General features: G+C 69.0%; 15 protein-coding genes and 1 pseudogene. 2 read left to right on the forward strand and 14 right to left on the reverse strand.

Annotated elements, in window-relative coordinates; genetic code table 11:
* Positions 1–129 precede the first annotated feature (129 nt).
* Positions 130–498 (forward strand): annotated as a pseudogene (locus tag MKD38_RS04430) (flavodoxin family protein); the annotation flags it as partial.
* 7 nt (positions 499–505) lie between these two features.
* Here MKD38_RS04430 and MKD38_RS04435 read toward each other — a convergent pair.
* The 5 genes from MKD38_RS04435 to MKD38_RS04455 all read right to left on the reverse strand — a co-directional run bounded on the left by MKD38_RS04435 (position 506) and on the right by MKD38_RS04455 (position 6680).
* On the reverse strand, positions 506–1906 hold the full coding sequence (locus MKD38_RS04435; RefSeq protein ID WP_252674839.1) for a DUF3526 domain-containing protein: 1401 nt from the start codon (positions 1904–1906) through the stop codon (positions 506–508).
* On the reverse strand, positions 1903–3321 hold the full coding sequence (locus MKD38_RS04440; protein ID WP_252674840.1) for a DUF3526 domain-containing protein: 1419 nt from the start codon (positions 3319–3321) through the stop codon (positions 1903–1905). The genes MKD38_RS04435 and MKD38_RS04440 overlap by 4 nt, the downstream gene beginning before the upstream one ends.
* On the reverse strand, positions 3318–4034 hold the full coding sequence (locus MKD38_RS04445; protein ID WP_111516832.1) for an ABC transporter ATP-binding protein: 717 nt from the start codon (positions 4032–4034) through the stop codon (positions 3318–3320). The genes MKD38_RS04440 and MKD38_RS04445 overlap by 4 nt, the downstream gene beginning before the upstream one ends.
* 20 nt (positions 4035–4054) lie before the next feature.
* Positions 4055–6166 (reverse strand): TonB-dependent receptor, encoded by a 2112-nt coding sequence (locus tag MKD38_RS04450; RefSeq protein WP_252674841.1) that lies wholly within the window; start codon positions 6164–6166, stop codon positions 4055–4057.
* A gap of 133 nt (positions 6167–6299) precedes the next feature.
* On the reverse strand, positions 6300–6680 hold the full coding sequence (locus MKD38_RS04455; RefSeq protein ID WP_252674842.1) for a DUF2946 family protein: 381 nt from the start codon (positions 6678–6680) through the stop codon (positions 6300–6302).
* A gap of 169 nt (positions 6681–6849) precedes the next feature.
* Between MKD38_RS04455 and MKD38_RS04460 the strand changes: the two genes are divergently transcribed.
* Positions 6850–7941: a methyl-accepting chemotaxis protein gene (locus MKD38_RS04460; RefSeq protein WP_252674843.1), complete on the forward strand. Its 1092-nt coding sequence runs from the start codon at positions 6850–6852 to the stop codon at positions 7939–7941.
* Positions 7942–7962: 21 nt separating this feature from the next.
* On the opposite strand, the gene MKD38_RS04465 is transcribed toward MKD38_RS04460, so the two are convergent.
* The 9 genes from MKD38_RS04465 to MKD38_RS04505 all read right to left on the reverse strand — a co-directional run bounded on the left by MKD38_RS04465 (position 7963) and on the right by MKD38_RS04505 (position 16423).
* Positions 7963–8256, reverse strand: a complete 294-nt coding sequence (locus MKD38_RS04465; protein ID WP_252674844.1) for a hypothetical protein — start codon at positions 8254–8256, stop codon at positions 7963–7965.
* A 3-nt stretch (positions 8257–8259) separates the two neighbouring features.
* On the reverse strand, positions 8260–8817 hold the full coding sequence (locus MKD38_RS04470) for a DUF4105 domain-containing protein (RefSeq protein WP_252674845.1): 558 nt from the start codon (positions 8815–8817) through the stop codon (positions 8260–8262).
* Positions 8817–9341, reverse strand: coding sequence for a PAAR domain-containing protein (locus MKD38_RS04475; protein WP_252674846.1), 525 nt, complete (start codon positions 9339–9341; stop codon positions 8817–8819). Before MKD38_RS04475 ends, MKD38_RS04470 begins: the two co-directional genes overlap by 1 nt.
* 200 nt (positions 9342–9541) lie before the next feature.
* Positions 9542–10879, reverse strand: coding sequence for an aspartate aminotransferase family protein (locus tag MKD38_RS04480; protein WP_252674847.1), 1338 nt, complete (start codon positions 10877–10879; stop codon positions 9542–9544).
* Positions 10876–12387: an N-acyl-D-amino-acid deacylase family protein gene (locus tag MKD38_RS04485; protein WP_252674848.1), complete on the reverse strand. Its 1512-nt coding sequence runs from the start codon at positions 12385–12387 to the stop codon at positions 10876–10878. The genes MKD38_RS04480 and MKD38_RS04485 overlap by 4 nt, the downstream gene beginning before the upstream one ends.
* A gap of 27 nt (positions 12388–12414) precedes the next feature.
* A complete protein-coding gene (locus MKD38_RS04490) occupies positions 12415–13404 on the reverse strand; it encodes a Bug family tripartite tricarboxylate transporter substrate binding protein (protein ID WP_252674849.1) in 990 nt (329 codons plus the stop codon).
* A gap of 174 nt (positions 13405–13578) precedes the next feature.
* Positions 13579–14925, reverse strand: a complete 1347-nt coding sequence (locus MKD38_RS04495) for an AtzE family amidohydrolase (RefSeq protein ID WP_252674850.1) — start codon at positions 14923–14925, stop codon at positions 13579–13581.
* The gene (locus MKD38_RS04500; RefSeq protein WP_252674851.1) at positions 14915–15094 is read right to left on the reverse strand and encodes a hypothetical protein; all 180 of its coding nucleotides are present in this window, start codon (positions 15092–15094) and stop codon (positions 14915–14917) included. Before MKD38_RS04500 ends, MKD38_RS04495 begins: the two co-directional genes overlap by 11 nt.
* Positions 15095–15097: 3 nt before the next feature.
* Positions 15098–16423: an MFS transporter gene (locus tag MKD38_RS04505; RefSeq protein WP_252674852.1), complete on the reverse strand. Its 1326-nt coding sequence runs from the start codon at positions 16421–16423 to the stop codon at positions 15098–15100.
* Positions 16424–16634 lie beyond the last annotated feature (211 nt).

Raw genomic sequence — 16634 nt, forward strand, 5'->3', positions numbered from 1 at the left:
TTGCGGAACCACCCCCGCTGGCGCTGCTTCGCCACCCTACACTTTCCTCACCAGCCGCTGCTGCCCGCAAACTTCCCCCCAGGCAATGCAGCATAACGATATTCAGATTTTCGAAATCAAAAGGATCGATTGTTCGCCAAAGGCGGCAAGTGGGCGAACAAGGTCGCCGCCGGCTTTACCAACGCGGCCTCGCGCTCCGGCGACAAGCTGGCGACGCTGCAGCAGATCGCCATCTTCGCGGCACAGCACGGCATGCACTGGGTCAACCTGGGGCTGCCCCCGGGCCACAACAATTCCAAGTCGACCGAGGATTCGCTGAATCGCCATGGCTTCTTCCTGGGCGCGGCCGCGCAGTCGGATGCCGATGTAAGCGCCGAGGTGGCACCGCCGCCGGCCGACCTGCGCACCGCCGAACACCTGGGTGCGCGCGTGGCCGAAGTCGCGCAGCAACTGGTCGCGGGGCGGCAGGCGCTGGCGGCGCTGAAAGAAGCGGCCTGAGGCCGGGTCAGGGCCGGGCCAGCCGGGCCCGGCACCGCCACAGCAGGCCCAGCAACGCCGCGGCCAGTGCCAGTTGCTGCAGCCCGGCGCGCCACACCGCACGCCATGGGTGGCTGTCCGTCCAGGCGAAGCGCGGCGCGTCGGCGTAGTCCAGCGGCAGCACGCCGCGATAGCTCATGATGCGCGGCACGAAGAAGGCGCGCCACTCGGCTTCGAAGCGGTTCACCTGCGCCATGTAGCGGGCGTAGCGCGGGGCGTCGTGCCCTGCCAGCCGGTCGGCCGCGAGCAGCAGCGACAGCGGCGGCGACAGCCACGCCCAACGTTCCGCGTGCTCGAAGCGCTGCGCGCGCACGCGCTCGAATTCGGCGGCGATCGGCTCGATCCGCGCGGCCTGGTCGAGATAGCGCGGCATGAATGAAACCGGCCAGCTGTGCTGGCGCGGCGCTGCCGGCGCCCATTGCGGATTGGCGCGGTACCACGCCCGCACCAGGTCCGCCGCGACGGCTTCGGCGTCCTGCTGGGCGGCGCGCATCTGCACGATCGCAGCCAGGCGCGACGGCATCGGCGCCATGCGGTCGGTCGCCGCCGCAATCATGGCCGGTGCGCCGAAGGTGACCACGGCCCACAGGCCCAGGCCGGCCAGCACCGCCGTGGCGGCGGAACCAGGCAGCAGGTTCAGCCATGCGCTCGCCGCACTCCAGAACAAGACGAACGCGCTCAGGCAGAACACCCAAGCGCCGAAGGCGCGCAGCGTCGCCGCCGGATCCAGCAGGAACGCCAGCAGCGAAGCCAACACCGCCACCAGCCACACCGCGCCCACCCGCACCGCCAGCGCGGCAAGCAGCAGGCGCCAGCCAGCCGCGCCCTGCGCCAGCGACATCCGCCACGTGCCGTGCTCGCGCTCGCCCTGGACCATGCCCGCGCACAGGCACACCAGCAGCAGCGGCACCAGCAACGCCAGCGCCGTCGCCAGGTCCGCCATGCCGTAGCGCTGCAACAGCGGATTGCCCAGCTTCTCCTCGTTGCGCGCGTCGGTATGGCGGCTTTCCACGGTGACGCGGATGGCAGGCGGCAGCAGCTCAAGCATGCCGCTGGCCAGCGCGCGGCCGCCGGCGGCGGGCAGCAGCGCCGCGGGCGCGTGCGCACGGGCAAAACGGAACGCCGCCATGGCGGCCTGGTCCCCCGCGGCAGGCAAAGCCTGCGCGCCGGCCTGGCGCAACGCTTGCTGAGCGCCGGCTTCCAGCTGCTGGAACTTGCCATGCCAGGCGCGCGCGCCCAGCCCCGATGCCACCGCGCAGGCGCACAGCGCGGCAGCGCACAGCAGCAGCGCCCAGCGGGCGCCACGCGCGCCCCACAGCGCGCGCCATTGAACCGCCAGCAGGCGCGCGGTCTGTCCGATCTGATTCATGGCCGCATCCTCCGCAGGCAGCCGTACAGCCCGGCCAGGGCCACCGCGCACCACCACAGCAGGCAGGCGATCTCGGGCCACGCCGCGCGCAGCGCGAAGCCCGCCGGCGGCATGATGTAGGCAAAGGGCGGGATCGCGCGCCACAGCGATGCACCCGCATATTTGTCGTCGAACGAGGTCAGGCCGCGCGTATGGCTGGCATCCCAGGTATCGATGGCGGTATTGACGGCCTGCCGATAGCGTTCCGCGGCGGTCTCGTAGTGGCGCTGGTGCGCCAGGTCGGTGCCGGCCATCTTCATGGCGAAATTGCGCATCGCCAGCGTCGGGCTCAGCAGCGCGGCCGCGCGCATCACGTTCTCCTGCGCCGCGTAGCGCTGCCACAGCGCGTCGAAATGCAGGGCATGGACGCGGTCGGCGTAAGCGTCGCGCTGCAGCCTGCGCAGCGGCGCGGCGCCCACCGGCAGGTCCGCCAGGCGCGTCACGCCGTAGCGCGCCAGCAGCGCCGCGTCATGGCGCGCGGTGCGGGTGGCCAGGTTGCCGTCGCCAGGCAGCCCTTCCACGTAGTCGTGCTGGATCCCGGCCCAGAAGGCCTGCGCCGATGGCAGCGGCACGGCATGCCGCGCCAGCGCCGCGCCGGCGCCGGGGATGACGAAGACAAAGGCCAGCCACAGCCCGGCCAGCGCCAGCAACGCGCTCCTGCCGTCGGCCATCCACGCCGACACCGCCAGCCCCAGGCCCGCCAGCACGCCGGTGTAGAGCAGGTAGCCGGCACCCAGGCCGGCGGCGCGCCACCACACCCCGGCATCGAGCGAGCCCTGCGCATGGCTGGCCGCCACCGGTGCCAGCGCCAGCGCGAGCGCAAAGCCGGCGAAGGCCGCGGCCAGCGCGAGGAACTTGCCCGCCAGCAGGCTGGCCGGGGCCATGCCGGCACCATGCAGCATGCGCAGCGTGCCGCGCTGGCGCTCGCCGCTGACGGCATCGAAGCTGACCGCCAGCACCAGCAGCGGCAACAGCGCCGCGAACACGAAGCCGGCGCTCAGGTCGCCAAAGCGCGCGGAGGGCAGCGCGTCCTGCGCCGGCTCGAAGCGCGCGAGATTGCGCCGGTGCGGCTCCAGCCACAGCGCCTGGCCGAAGTAATCGCCCAGTCCCGGCTCGATCGCCGCCAGCGCCGAGGCCGACCGGAACGCATACAGGCCGAAGTGCGCGCCGCGGTGCGGATGCTTGTCGCCCTGTTCGTCCCACTGCTGGCGCGTGGCGGCGGCGGCCTGCGCCATCTCGCCGGCGACCGTGGCATGCCGCTGCAGCGACACTAGCACGGCGATGGCCAGCACCACGGCACCAATGCCCAGCAGCGCCACGGCCCGCCCTTCCCTGACCATCGCCTTGAGTTCCTTGCGCAGCACGGCCCTGATCATGATGCGGCCCCCGCTGCGCGCGCATGCGCCAGGTAGGCGGCGGTAAGCGCCTGGTGGTCGAGCGTGGACGCGTCGAACTCGGCCACCAGCACGCCGGCACGCAGGATGCCGATGCGGTCGGCCAGCTGCCTGGCGTTGAACAGGTCATGGGTGGCCATCAGCACCGCCATGCCGGCATCGGCGGCCGCGCGCACGCTGCGCGCCATGTCGTCCGCGGCGGCCGGGTCCAGCCCCGATGTCGGTTCGTCGAGCAGCAGCAGCGACGCCGACCTGGCCTGTGCGATCGCCAGCCCGACCTTCTGCCGCATGCCCTTCGAATAGCCGCGCACGCGCCGGCCCTGCGCCTCGCGGGCCAGCCCGGCGCGGTCCAGCAGCGCGGCGGCGTCGGCGCGCGACAGCGCAATCCCCGCCATCGTGCAGAAGTAGTCCAGGTTTTCCACGCCGGACAGGTAGGGATACAGCGCGACATTCTCGGGCAGGTACGCCACGCGCCGCCTGACCGCCACCGCATCGTCTGCCGGCGACAGCCCGTCCACGCGCACCATGCCGCCGGCCGCCGGGACAAAGCCCAGGATCGCGTCGATGGTGGTGGTCTTGCCCGCGCCGTTGCCGCCCAGCAGGGCATAGACACAGCCCGCGGGCACGCAGAGCCGCAGGCCGTCGACCACGCGACGGCCGTCGCGCAGGACCACCAGGTCACGGATTTCAAGCATCGGGTATCTCCGTCAGGCAGTCAGAAGAAGTAGCGTGCCGCCATGCCGAACTGCCATTTCGGCTGCGGCGACACCAGCAACCCGGCCGCCGAGCCATAGGCGGCCTCGGTCGAGAACCGGTGCGGCTGCAGCACCGCAAACAGCGACAGCTGGTATTGCTTCCAGTCCAGCACCCCGCGCAGGTCGAAGCGCGTGTAGGCCGGCATGAAGCGCAGCTGCGTCTGCGGCGTTCCCATGTAGTACGGGATGCCGGTGGTCAGGTAGGCGTCGGCATTGACGGTCAGCTGCACGCCCTGCAGCCGCTGCCGGTACTCCGCGCCGACCTTGAGCTGGTGGCGCGGGACCGACAGCCTGGCGCCGGTGTTGGGCAGCGGGTTGTTGGCTTCGGCCTGGATGATGTGGCCGTAGCTGGCATAGAGCGAAACCGGACGCACTGGCCGCCAGCGCGCCTCGATCTCATAGCCCTTGCGGGTGGTGTCGCCCACCGAGCGGAACGACCCGTCCGCCTGCCCGACGATCTCGTCCTCGTTGAGGGTGTAATAGGCCGCCGCGGTGACCGTCAGGTTGCGGGCCGGGGTCGCGGTGAAGCCCACGTCGTAGGACTTCACCTTCGACGGCGATACGTCGTAGACCGTCCCGCCGGGCGCGCCCAGCGGCCCGGGCGCGCCGCTGCTGCTGATCTGCTCGGCGGCCGGCGAACGGAAGCCCTGGGCGACATTGGCGAACAGGTCTAACCCGGGCAGCACGGCCCAGGCCGCGCCGAACTTCGGCGTGGTCACCCCCTTGAAATAGTCCGTGCTTGCTGCCGGCAGCTTGCGGTTGACGATGTCGTAGTCGAACCAGTCGCGCCGCAGGCCGGCACTCAGCTTGACCGAATCGACCGGCTTGAACTGCCCCTGCACGAAGAGCCCGTAGGTCAGCAGGGTCAGCCGCTGCGCGTTGACATAGTTGGCGGTAGGCACGCCGCGCAGCCAGATCTGGCGCTGCGCATCGCCGTGGTCGCGGCGCACTTCCAGGCCGGCCATCAGCGCGGCACGGTCGCCGAAGGTAACGTTGCCCGCCAGCCTGCCGCCGAAGATGTTGCGGTCGTCGGAGCCGACGGTATGCTGCACGCTGCTGGTGGCGATACCGCGCTCGCGCTCGAAGGCTTCGCCGTACAGCGTCGCGTACCAGCCTTCCTCGCCGTGCGCGGGCGCGCGGTTGAGCGCGAACATCGAGCGCGTGCCGCTGCCGAAGCCAGGCAGGCCGTACTGGGTCGAGCGCGGGTCCACCTTGCCCGACTGCAGGTCGCTCAGCAGCAGGTAGCCGGCCGCGGTCGATTCGGCGCGATAGTGATTCAGGCGCAGGCTGTAGAGACCTTCGCCGATCCGGGTCGACAGCTTCCAGAACAGGTTGTCGCGCTCGGTGCTGCCATCGTAGCGGTAGCTGTGGGTGCGGTACAGGTCCGCGACGAACAGCGACTGGATCGGTTCCGCCTCCGGCCGCAGCGCATGGCGGCCCGACAGCACCAGGGTGGCGCGCTTGCCGTCGTAGCGGTCCAGCCCGATGCCGAAGCTGGACGGCACCTCGCCGGACGGGGTCTGGATCGGCACCGCGCCGGCGCGGTTCTGGTCGCCGTACAGCGCCGACACCGGCCCCTTGATGACATCGATCTGCCCGATCATGTCCGGCGTCAGCCATTCCAGGAAGGCCGGACCGTGGCCTGCCCCCGCCTGGCTGGACGGCATGTTCTGCGGCACCCCGTCGACATAGACCGCGGTGTCGGCACCGTGCGTGCCCTGGGTGGCGAAGCCGCGCATGCGGAAGCCGTTGCCGGTATCGCCCTGGTCGATGTTGTTGGCGACCACGCCGGGCACGCGGCGGAACATGTTGGAGATGTCCCGGCCGATATTGATGGTGGCGAGTTCGTCGGCCGTGACTACCGACACCGCTGCCGGCAGGCCCGCGCTGTCGGTGGTGACGACGTTGCGCTGGTCGTGCGGCCGCTCGTCCTGCGAAGCCACCACGCTGACTTCCGGCAGCGTCGCATGACCGGCGTCGGCCGAGACGGCCGGACTGACGACGCCCGCCGCCAGCGGCAACAGCGCGCAAGCAAGGGCGCGCGCGGTACCCGTGTTTTCTTTGTTGTTCATGAACCCTTGCGGCGGCGCGACCGGCAACCGCTGTGGGCACCGGCGGGCCGTACCAAATCCAGACGTGAGCAAGCCGCCCGCCTGACCTGGCGGGCGCGGAATCAGATGTAAGCGGAAGGTGGCGCCGCGGCGATCAGCCGGCGGCGCGGAGCAGCGCTGGAGGCGCGCGCAAGGCAGGGGGAGAAAGGAAGCGGGTACGCCATGGCGGCGCGGCGACATCGACCGGCTGGCTGCGCGACAGCAAGCGCCGGATCACGCCCAGCAACTGGGCCGCGAACGCGATGCACAGGAACAGGTGCAGCCGGGGCGAACACCACAGGCAATCGCACTCGGTCTCGTCGTCGGCGGGCGTACGCTCGGAGCCGGTGGCCCCGCCGGCGTCGTACGGGTCCGAAGCCACGGCCGCGGCCGCGTTCGATGCGAGCGGCCGCGCTTCCGGCACCGCATGCACGTGCGTCACCGCGGCCCACGCCTGCACGAGAACGAGCAGGAGCACGGCCCAGGCGAGACGCACGAGGTTCGCATGCAGACGCATTGAAGGTGGCGCTGGCGGTTTCGACGGGCGCCATCATAACGCAACTCAATTGCAAATGTAAGCGGCGCCGCTCGCCAGAAGCTAAAGCCCTCGCCCATCCCGGCCGTTAAGCAATGGGGTCGCATTGGGACGGAAACGGGAGACGGAGATGCAGAACCTTGGCATTCGCATACGCCTGGGCGCGGCTTTTGGCGCCATGTGGTCGCTGATGGCGATCGGGACCGCGGTGGCCGTGCCGCGCATGCAGGACGCCGCCGATGCGCGGCGCCTGCTGATGGCGCTGGCCGCCGCAGGGCTATGCCTGGCGGTAGGCGCGGTCTGGGGCCTGTCGCGCAGCATCGAGGCGCCGCTGTCCGAAGCCGTCCACATCGCCGAAACCGTGGCCGCGGGCGACCTCAGCCAGGAGTTCGATACCGACCGCGGCGGCGAGTTCGGCCGGCTGCTCGGTGGGCTGGGCGAGATGGAAGACATGCTGACGGACCTGGTGACGCGCATCCGCACCGCCACCGACTCCATTACCGACGCTTCGCACCAGATCGCCGCCGGCAATACCGACCTGTCGCAGCGCACCGAAGAACAGGCCGCGGCGCTGCAGCAAACGGCATCGAGCATGGGCGAGCTGACCGCGATGGTGCAGCAGAACACCGAACGCGCGCGCGCCGCCAACGGCATGGCCGCCAGCGCCTCGGGCATCGCTGCGCGCGGCGGCGAAGTGGTCGGCAACGTGGTGCAGACCATGTCGGCGATCAGCGCCAGCTCGCGCAAGGTCACCGACATCATCGAGGTGATCGAAGGCATCGCCTTCCAGACCAATATCCTGGCGCTGAACGCCGCGGTCGAAGCGGCCCGCGCGGGCGAACAGGGCCGCGGCTTCGCCGTGGTCGCGGGCGAGGTGCGCACGCTGGCCCAGCGCAGCGCCGCCGCGGCGCGCGAGATCAAGCAGCTGATCGACAATTCGGTGCAGCAGGTCGACAGCGGCTCGGCCCTGGTCGGCCAGGCCGGCGCAACCATGCAGGAAATCGTCCAGGCGGTGGCCAGCGTCACCGGCCTGCTGGGCGAGATCACCGCGGCGTCGGAACAGCAAAGCGCCGGCATCGCCCAGGTCAACGAAGCCGTGGCGCAGATGGACACCGTCACACAGCAGAACGCGGCGCTGGTGGAGCAGGCCGCCAGCGCATCGCAGGCGCTGGCGGGGCGGGCGACGGAGTTGCAGCAGGTGGTGGGGGAGTTCCGGCTGTAGGGTTGAGGGCTGGCGCGTGCCCTATAGCGGGGGCTCAAACAAATTGAATTGCCGGACCCAGCCTTCAACGGCAGGATCATCGCAGCGTATTCGCACGGCGTTGTATTTGCTACCAATCTTGGTCAGATAGCACTTGGCATGAATAGGCAGTAGCCGGTAGTTGTCAGTGCGAGCGTTGGCATCGGCCTCGGTAGCGTAAAGCTTGACCGCGGTAATGGTGTAGCTCGGCGTAAAGCTGATGCGGATTCCGGAAAACCAGACATAGGCTGCCGACAGAACGACAAGCGACGTCAGGACGATAAGGAACTTTTTCATGGCTTACCAGTTCGCTGATTCGCCATGCTTCCATCCCTTTGGGTACTTCCGCGTTTCTACGAGGCGATTGGATTTGCTGACTACCGACAATAGCTCGGCGGGCGTCACGGGAGTCTGCAAGTTGCGAGGATCATGTGCCAGGATGCCGATATGCTCCAGAGCTTGGGCTGTGTTCGTCGAACATGAGTTGGAAAGCAGGCTATACCTCTTGCCTTCCTTTACGCGTCGCTCAAGTTCGGTTTGCAGCCGGTCCGCTTCCATTGGCGTCACCCAAAGGCGCAAGCCGATAATGTCGCGCGTCCCTACCTGCTCATACAGGTACAACAAGGACGGCTCGCGGTAATACCCGTTCAGCTGACGGTTGTAGGTGAAGCCACGCACTTCGATCGCCGCGTGCCCCATGACGGCAGCCGGGTCGCGCAGGACACTATCGAACACGAGTACCTCGATGAATTCACGCTCGAGATACACCGCCTTCGGTGCATCCGCCGGCAGCGGCGTGGTACGGCGCTGCGCGACGAGCGTAAGCGTCTTGCCGTTGGGGTGCTGAACGGTCGCCATCAGCGCAGCCCCTCGGCATAGACTTCTACCCCCTCCGCTTGCACAACGGTGCTCAGCATATGTGTCTGGCCATGCGCGTTGGTGCGGCCATACTCGATCTCGCCACTGGCGCGTCGAATGGCATAGTCCACATGCGGCATCGGCTCGCCCGTCGCTCGGTCGCGCAGCACGAAGAGATCGTTATGGGCCTCGCTGGTCAGCGTGGTCGCGGACGCCGCCGAATGCGTCATGTACGCGGTGAGCGGCGCGCCCGGCAGGGGATGCTCTGCAACGGTCAGCGCCGAGGATGCTAGCAATACCGCGCCGCAAGCCGTGCGCATGCCGTGCATTGCAACGGGCGTGCCGTCCACTGTCACCTGCGCGTGGCCTTCGATGATCGGGAACGTGCCCTTGCATCGCGGACAGACCACCAGGTGCCCGAGACCGGCCCATGGCCGGCCGTGGGCACTCTGGTTGGCAAAGCCCTCGATCACGGTGCCGCCGTGATCGGTTTTGTCCCCGCGGCAGATAATGCCTTTCATCATGATGGCTAAGCGAAGTGGTGATGATGCTTCGCTTATATCGAGCCATCTGGATTGCGCGATGCGGAAATTTCTACGCTTACTGCATGATCCGTCGAAGAGGGGTGACGAATTTTCTGCGTATCACGACGGATTGTTTGCTCCCCTCTCCCGCTTGCGGGAGAGGGGAGCAAACCACCAGCAAGCTGGTGCCTTTCAGTGAATCAAGCCGTAACGCTCACTGGTAGCACCGCCTCCACCGCCGCCACAAAGCGGTCGACGATATTGTCGATATCCCGCGGCGTGCAAATAAATGGCGGTGCGAACAGCACGTGGTCGCCATGCACACCATCCACCGTGCCGCCCATCGGATAAACCAGCAGCCCGTTCTGCATCGCCGCGGACTTCAGCCGCGCGTGCGTCTTCAGCGCGGGATCGAGCGTGGCCTTGCTGTCGCGATCCGCGACGAATTCCACGCCGACGAACAGGCCGCGCCCGCGCACATCGCCCAGGTTGGGGTGGTCGCCCAGCGCCTCGCGCAGCCGGGTGCGCAGTTGCTCGCCGCGGGCCAGCACGTTGGCCAGCAGCTTGTCTTCGGCGATGGTGCGCTGTACAGCCAGGGCCGCGGCGCAAGCCGTGGCATGCCCGATATAAGTGTGGCCGTGCTGGAAGAAGCCGCTGCCGCCGACGATGGCGTCATAGATCCGGCGCGTCGACAGCATCGCGCCGATGGGCTGGTAGCCGGCGCCCAGGCCCTTGGCGATGGTGACGATATCAGGCACCACGCCGTCCTCTTCGCACGCGAACAGGTAGCCAGTGCGGCCCATGCCTGACATCACTTCATCGAGGATCAGCAGCACGCCGTACTTGTCGCACACGGCGCGGATGCGCTTCAGGTAGTCGCCCACCGGCGGCACCGCGCCGGCGGTGGCGCCCACCACGGTTTCGGCGACGAACGCAGCGACGCTTTCGGGACCGAGGTCCACGATCTTCGCCTCCAGTTCGTCGGCAAGGCGCTGCGCGTATTGCGCATCGGTCTCGCCCGCCTGCCGGTCGCGGTAGGCATAGCAAGGCGACACGTGGTGCGCCGGCACCAGCAGCGGCAGGAACGGCTCGCGCCGCCAGGCATTGCCGCCGATCGCGAGCGCGCCGAGCGTATTGCCGTGATAGCTCTGGCGGCGCGCGATGAAGTGGCGGCGCGCGGGCTGCCCCACCTCGACAAAGTACTGGCGCGCCAGCTTCAGCGCCGATTCCACCGCCTCGGAGCCACCCGAGACGAAATAGACATGATCGAGATCGCCCGGCGCGGCCTGCGCCAGGGTCTGGGCCAGCGTCTCCGACACCTCGGTGGTGAAGAACGAAGTGTGCGCATAGGCGATGGTGTCGAGCTGCGCCTTGATCGCCTCGATCACGCGCGGATGGCCGTGCCCGAGGCACGACACGGCGGCGCCGCCGGAGGCGTCCAGGTAGCGCCGGCCGGTGCTGTCGATCAGTTCGATGCCCTGCCCGGCCACGGCAACGGGCAGCTGCTGGCGTGGATTGCGATGGAATACGTGGGTCATGATGGTGTGGTAGTGACAGTGTGGTCGGTGGCAACGCGGCGCAGCACGCGGCCGGAAAATGCGGGCAGCGCGCTGCCGGCGGCGTCCCCGGCCTGCGCGGATGGTTGCCAGACTTGCGCGCCGTTGACCCAGACGCCGTCGATGCCGGTGCTGAGCTGCAGCGGGTCTTCAAAGGTGGCGCGGTCCTGCACGCGCTGCGCATCGAACAGCACCAGGTCGGCGAACGCGCCCGGCGCGATCCGGCCGCGGTCTTGCAGGCCGTATTGCTGCGCGGCCAGCCCGGACATCTTGTGGATCGCGGCCTCGAGCGTCAGCAGCTGCTCTTCGCGCACCATGCGCGCGAGGATGCGTGGGAACGTGCCCCACTGGCGAGGATGCGGGCGTGGGTCGAACGGCAGGCCGTCGGAGCCGAACATGGTCAGCGGGAACTGCGCGATGCGCGCGACGTCGCGCTCGTCCATGATGAAGTAGATCGCCGCCGCGGGACGCAGCCTGGCAAGCAGCGCTTCCTCATCCAGCCCGAGTTCCTGCATGAGTTCATGGAAATCGCGGCCACCCGCCGCCGGATAGCCGGTGGACCACGTGATCAGCGTGCGCGTGGACTGGCGCACGCGGTCCAGCCGCAGCATGGTCGAGGTGGCGGGATACGGATGGCAGTCCAGGCACAACGGCTGCAGGCGCGCGGCCTCGGCCAGCAGGCCCAGCGTTTCGGCCGAGCGGCCATGGTTGCGCTTGCCCGCCACCTTGTGGTGCGAGAACACCACCGGGCAGTCCAGCGCGCGGCCGATGCGCAGTGCCTCCTCGATCGACGGCACGATGGCATCGGTCTCGTCGCGCAGATGGGTGGAGTAGAGTCCGCCATGGGTCCGGACCGGGTCGCATACGGCGATGATTTCCGCTTCAGTGGCGGCGGCTGCCGGCGGATAGAAGGTGCCGGTCGACACCCCGAAGGCACCCGCCTCCATCGCCAGCCTGACCTCCGCGCGCATCGCGGCGATCTCCGCATCATTGGCGGGACGGTCCAGTTCCGGCATTGCGCGCACGCGCAGCGTGGAATGCCCCAGCAGTGGCACCACGTTGACATTGGCGGGGGCCGCGCGCAGCGCGTCGAGCCACTGCGCGAAAGTATCGAAGCGGAACAGCGCGGCCGGGCCCAGCAGGTCCAGCGGCTGCGGCGGCGCGCCGCTGAGCAGCGGCGCCACGCTGATGCCGCAGTTGCCGGTCACCACCGTGGTGATGCCCTGCGACACCTTGGGCGTCATGTCCCGGTGCACCAGCAGGTAGCCATCGTCATGCGTATGCGCGTCGATAAAGCCCGGCGCCAGCACGCGGCCGCTGCAGTCCACGGTGTGGTCCGCGGCGATGCCGGCGCAGTCGCCTACAGCAACGATGCGGTCACCCGTGACCGCGACATCGGCGCTGCGGCGGGCTGCGCCGGTGCCGTCCACCACCGTGGCGTTGCGAAAGAGCAGGTCGGCGCGTCGGGGCGCCGGGGATTGCGTTGCCATTGTCAGTCCTTGTCTTGTCGGCGGGCCTTACTGCGGCGCGATGCCGGCCTGCCTGACCACGGCCGCCCATTTGTCGGTTTCCCGCGCGGCATAGCCGGCCAGCGCCTGCGGCGTGCCGCCGACCGGCTCGGCGCCCAGCGCGGCGAATTTCTCGCGGATGGCCGGCTCCGCCAGCGCGCGGTTGAAGGCGCCGTTGAGCCTGGCCACCACGTCGGCGGGGGTGCCCTGCGGCGCTACCAGGCCGCCCCACGCGACGCCCTCGAAGCCAGACACGCCGGATTCCGCGATGGTCGGCAGCGCCGGCAGCAGCGGCGAGCGTGCCAGGCTGGTCACGGCAAGCGGCTTGAGCTTGCCGGCCTTGATCAGCGGCAGGATGGTGGGCATGTTGTCGATCAGCACGTTGACCTGGCCGCCCACCACATCGGTTGCAGCCTGCGGACTGCCCTTGTAGCCGACATGGGTCCATGCGAGGCCCGCCTTGTCGGCCAGCAGCTGCCCGGTGAGGTGGCCGGAGGTGCCTTGCCCGGGCGAGGCGTAGGTGATCTTGTCCGGGTTGGCCTTGATATGGGCCACCAGCTCGGCAAAGGTCTTCACCGGCATGTCCGGCCGGACCGCGATCACGTTCGGCACCTTGAACAGCAGCACCACCGGCACGAAGGCATCGGGCCGGTACGGCAGCTTGCGGAAGGTGCTCTTGTTGATCGACAGCGTGACGTTGTTGGCGTAGCCGAGCGTGTAGCCGTCGGGCGCGGCGCGCTCCAGCTCCGAGATGCCGATCACGCCCGAAGCGCCGGGCTTGTTGTCGATCACGAAGGACTGGCCCAGCGACCTGGCGGCTTCCGCGCCCAGCGTGCGCATCAGCACGTCAGGGCTGCCGCCGGCCGCCGACGGCACCACCAGGCGGATCGGACGCGACGGATAGCTGTCCGCCACCGCCGGCCCAGCCAGGACGGTGGCGCCGAGCCACAACAGGGTGGCCAGCGACCGCCGTTTTTGTTGCTGCCTTTGCTTTTGCATCTCGATATCCCGTTCAGTAGCTGGCCCGGTCAGGCGTTTGCAGTATAGGGGCACATCCACAGCCCATACAACAAATGTTTCCATCATCGGAAAAACGAAACAGTTTGGAGCGCACTCACAACCAAAACGCTTTCTCTACGCCAGTTCTTTTCAATGAAACAATCGTTACGTGGATCATGGCAATGCGCGGCTGCACAGGCGTTGTGCCTCGAGAAAACGCCCTGCCGCCAGCGCCAGGTTTTCCCGCCACGGCGGTGCCACGATCTGGATGCCCACCGGCAAGCCTTCGCCCACGCAAGGCGCGGCCACCACCGGCAGGCCCGCCAGCGACAACGGCCGCGTCATGTGGCCGGCATCGGCGCGCGGCCGGTAGACGCGGCCGGCACCTTCGACGGTCTCGGCGCCGATCGGCGTTGCGGCATAGGGAGTCGAAGGCGCCAGCAGCAAGTCGACCTCATCGAACAGCGCCAGCAGCCGCTGCCGCCACGCCGACTGGTACTGGCACGCGACGTCATACCAGTCCCGCGGCATGGCCAGCCCGGCCAGGATGCGCTGGCGCACGAAGGCGCTGTAGCCGCCATGGCGCGCGGAGAAATCCATGGCCTCGTGGTTGCGTCCGACTTCATAGGCGGAGATCACCGATGCCGCATCGCGCGCGGCATCCGCGTCGGGCAGGTCGATGGTGCGCACCGTGCCGAAGGCCGATGCCGCGCGCAGCACGGCCGCCTGCACCGCGGGCTCGGCAAAATCGGCAAAGCCTCGGCCGAGCACGCCCACGCGCAGTGTCGCGACGCCGCGATCTTGCGCATTGACTGGCGCATCCATGCCGAGCATCGCCGCGTAGGCCAGCGCAAGATCGCCGGCACTACCCGCCATTGGCCCGACCGTATCCAGGCTTTGCGCATACGGCACGCATCCCCGCAGCGATAGCCGGCCAGTAGTCGGGCGCAGCCCCCAGATGCCGCAGAACGCGGCCGGTGCACGGATCGAGCCATTGGTGTCCGAGCCCAGCCCGAACGGCACCACCCCGGCCGCCACCAGCGCCGCCGTGCCCGCCGACGAACCGCCGGTGATGCGCGACCGGTCGAGCGGGTTGCGCACGGGGCCGCCGATCACGTTCTCGCCGGTGGCGCCGCACGCGTATTCGTCCATGGCCGCCAGCGCGACCGGCACCGCGCCCGCGGCCACCAGCGCCTCGACCGCATCCGCTTCGCGCTTGGCCGGCGGCTGCTGCGCGCGTGGCGCGGCACCGGCCAGGGTGGCGTGGCCGCGCACGTCCAGCAGGTTCTTCACCACGAACGGCACGCCGGCCAGCGCTGGCAGCGGCAGGCCGTGGGCGCGCCGGCGGTCCAGCGCCGCCGCCTGCGCCAGCGCGCGGTGCGCCAGCAGCGCCGAGCAGGCATTGAGCGGCGCCGCCGCTTCGGCGCGCCGCAAGGCGTCGCGCACCAGTTCGACGGCGGTGCGCGCGCCGCTGCGCACTTGCGCCGCCATGGCGGCAGCGGTCAAGGTGTCAGCGGTCATGCTGCGCCTCCTCCTGCGCCAGCGTCTGCCGCAAGCGCGCCACCATCGCCGCCATGCCAGCCAGCAGCGCGGCGGCCTGCTCGCAATCGTGCGGCGCAACCGGTAATTGCAGAGGTGCCGCGGCTTGCGCTACCAGGCGGGCCGGATCATCGCCATGACCTTGCACCATGGTTCAGCTCCGCGATTGCATCAGCTGGCGCGGGATCGCCAGCAGCAGCACCGCCGCGGCAAGCATCAGCCCGGCCAGCGCCAGCACGCCCAGCGAGATGCTGCCGGTGCTCTGCTTGATGCCGCCCATCAGCACCGGACCGATCAGGCCGGCCAGGCTGGCTGCGCTGTTGATCATGGCGATGCCGCCAGCCGCGGCGGTGCCGGCCAGCACGCGGCCCGGCAGGCCCCAGAACATCGACAGCGTGGACATCAGACCCGAAATGCCGATGGTCAGGAACACCATCGCCAGCACCGTGTTGTGCGGGAACAGCGTGCTGGCCCACATCCCCACCGCTGCCACCAGCAGCGGCAGCGCGGCGTGCAGGCGGCGCTCGCCGGTGCGCTCGGCGTGCGCGGCATTGAGGTTCATCGCCACGCACGCCACGGCATACGGAATCGCGGTCAGCATGGCGATCTCCAGCGGCGACGACATCCCGGTCGACTGGATGATGGTGGGCAGCCAGAACACCAGCCCGTAGTTGCCGATATTGAAGAGCAGGCAGATCGCCATCAGTACCCACAGGATCGGCGACTTCAGCGCGGCGCTGAAGCGCGTGTTCTTCTTCGCGTTCTCGGTGCCGAGCGTGCGGGTGATGGTGGCGGCTTCGGCCGGCGTCAGCCAGGGCGCGCTCTCCGGCGCTTCCGGCAGCATGCGCAACAGCAGCAGGCCCAGCAGGATGGCCGGCAGCGCCTCGATCAGGAACATCCATTGCCAGCCGTCGAGCCCGTGCAGGTCGTGCGTGGCCGACATCAGCGCGCCGGATATCGGCCCGCCCAGCACCATGCCCAGCGGCATCGCCAGGAACAGGATCGACATGATGCGCGACTGGCGGTCGGCCGGGTACCACTTGTTCAGGTACATCACCGCGGCCGGGAAGAAGCCGGCCTCGGTCACGCCCAGCAGGAAGCGCGCGGCGTAGAACTCCACCGGCGTGGTCACGAACATGGTGGCGGCCGAGACCAGCCCCCACAGGATCATGATGGCCGCCATGCAGCGGCGCATGCCGAAGCGGTAGATCAGCAGGCTGCACGGCACCTGGCACAGCATGTAGGCCCAGAAGAAGATGCCGGCGCCGAAGCCGTAGACCACGTCGCTGAGCCCGAGCGCCTGCTGCATCTGCAGCTTGGCGAAACCGACGTTGACCCGGTCGAGATAGCTGAAGAAGTAGCACAGCACGATAAACGGCACGATGCGGCGCGTGACCTTGGCGAACGCGGTATCGGCGGCATCCGGCAGCGCGCCGGCGTGGGCGGGCGCCTGGGGCATGGCTGGCTTGGCCAGGGACATGATGGTTTTCTCCTCCGTGGACAGGCGCGCGGGTGCCGGCGCCAGGAGATGCCATCATAATCGGCAGTGAAACAAACGTTCCAGCATGGTTTACACTGAAACAAACGATATTTCGACGTAGCCACGTGACGGCAACGTCCCGCTCCAACGAAAAAAGGGCGGCAACGCCGCCCTTCAATGACCCGGCCGCTGCCCGGCCAGCCTGCGCTAC

Origin of the sequence: Cupriavidus sp. WGlv3 (genome assembly GCF_023952475.1) — a bacterium.
GTDB classification, from domain to species: Bacteria; Pseudomonadota; Gammaproteobacteria; order Burkholderiales; family Burkholderiaceae; genus Cupriavidus; species Cupriavidus phytorum.

What these genes read in the sequence shown, in the direction of transcription:
- MKD38_RS04435 (WP_252674839.1), bottom strand. Translation starts at nt 1,906, where the DNA reads ATGAATCAGATCGGACAGACCGCGCGCCTGCTGGCGGTTCAATGGCGC.
- MKD38_RS04440 (WP_252674840.1), bottom strand. Translation starts at nt 3,321, where the DNA reads ATGATCAGGGCCGTGCTGCGCAAGGAACTCAAGGCGATGGTCAGGGAA.
- MKD38_RS04445 (WP_111516832.1), bottom strand. Translation starts at nt 4,034, where the DNA reads ATGCTTGAAATCCGTGACCTGGTGGTCCTGCGCGACGGCCGTCGCGTG.
- MKD38_RS04450 (WP_252674841.1), bottom strand. Translation starts at nt 6,166, where the DNA reads ATGAACAACAAAGAAAACACGGGTACCGCGCGCGCCCTTGCTTGCGCG.
- MKD38_RS04460 (WP_252674843.1), top strand. Translation starts at nt 6,850, where the DNA reads ATGCAGAACCTTGGCATTCGCATACGCCTGGGCGCGGCTTTTGGCGCC.
- MKD38_RS04465 (WP_252674844.1), bottom strand. Translation starts at nt 8,256, where the DNA reads ATGAAAAAGTTCCTTATCGTCCTGACGTCGCTTGTCGTTCTGTCGGCA.
- MKD38_RS04470 (WP_252674845.1), bottom strand. Translation starts at nt 8,817, where the DNA reads ATGGCGACCGTTCAGCACCCCAACGGCAAGACGCTTACGCTCGTCGCG.
- MKD38_RS04475 (WP_252674846.1), bottom strand. Translation starts at nt 9,341, where the DNA reads ATGATGAAAGGCATTATCTGCCGCGGGGACAAAACCGATCACGGCGGC.
- MKD38_RS04480 (WP_252674847.1), bottom strand. Translation starts at nt 10,879, where the DNA reads ATGACCCACGTATTCCATCGCAATCCACGCCAGCAGCTGCCCGTTGCC.
- MKD38_RS04485 (WP_252674848.1), bottom strand. Translation starts at nt 12,387, where the DNA reads ATGGCAACGCAATCCCCGGCGCCCCGACGCGCCGACCTGCTCTTTCGC.
- MKD38_RS04490 (WP_252674849.1), bottom strand. Translation starts at nt 13,404, where the DNA reads ATGCAAAAGCAAAGGCAGCAACAAAAACGGCGGTCGCTGGCCACCCTG.
- MKD38_RS04495 (WP_252674850.1), bottom strand. Translation starts at nt 14,925, where the DNA reads ATGACCGCTGACACCTTGACCGCTGCCGCCATGGCGGCGCAAGTGCGC.
- MKD38_RS04500 (WP_252674851.1), bottom strand. Translation starts at nt 15,094, where the DNA reads ATGGTGCAAGGTCATGGCGATGATCCGGCCCGCCTGGTAGCGCAAGCC.
- MKD38_RS04505 (WP_252674852.1), bottom strand. Translation starts at nt 16,423, where the DNA reads ATGTCCCTGGCCAAGCCAGCCATGCCCCAGGCGCCCGCCCACGCCGGC.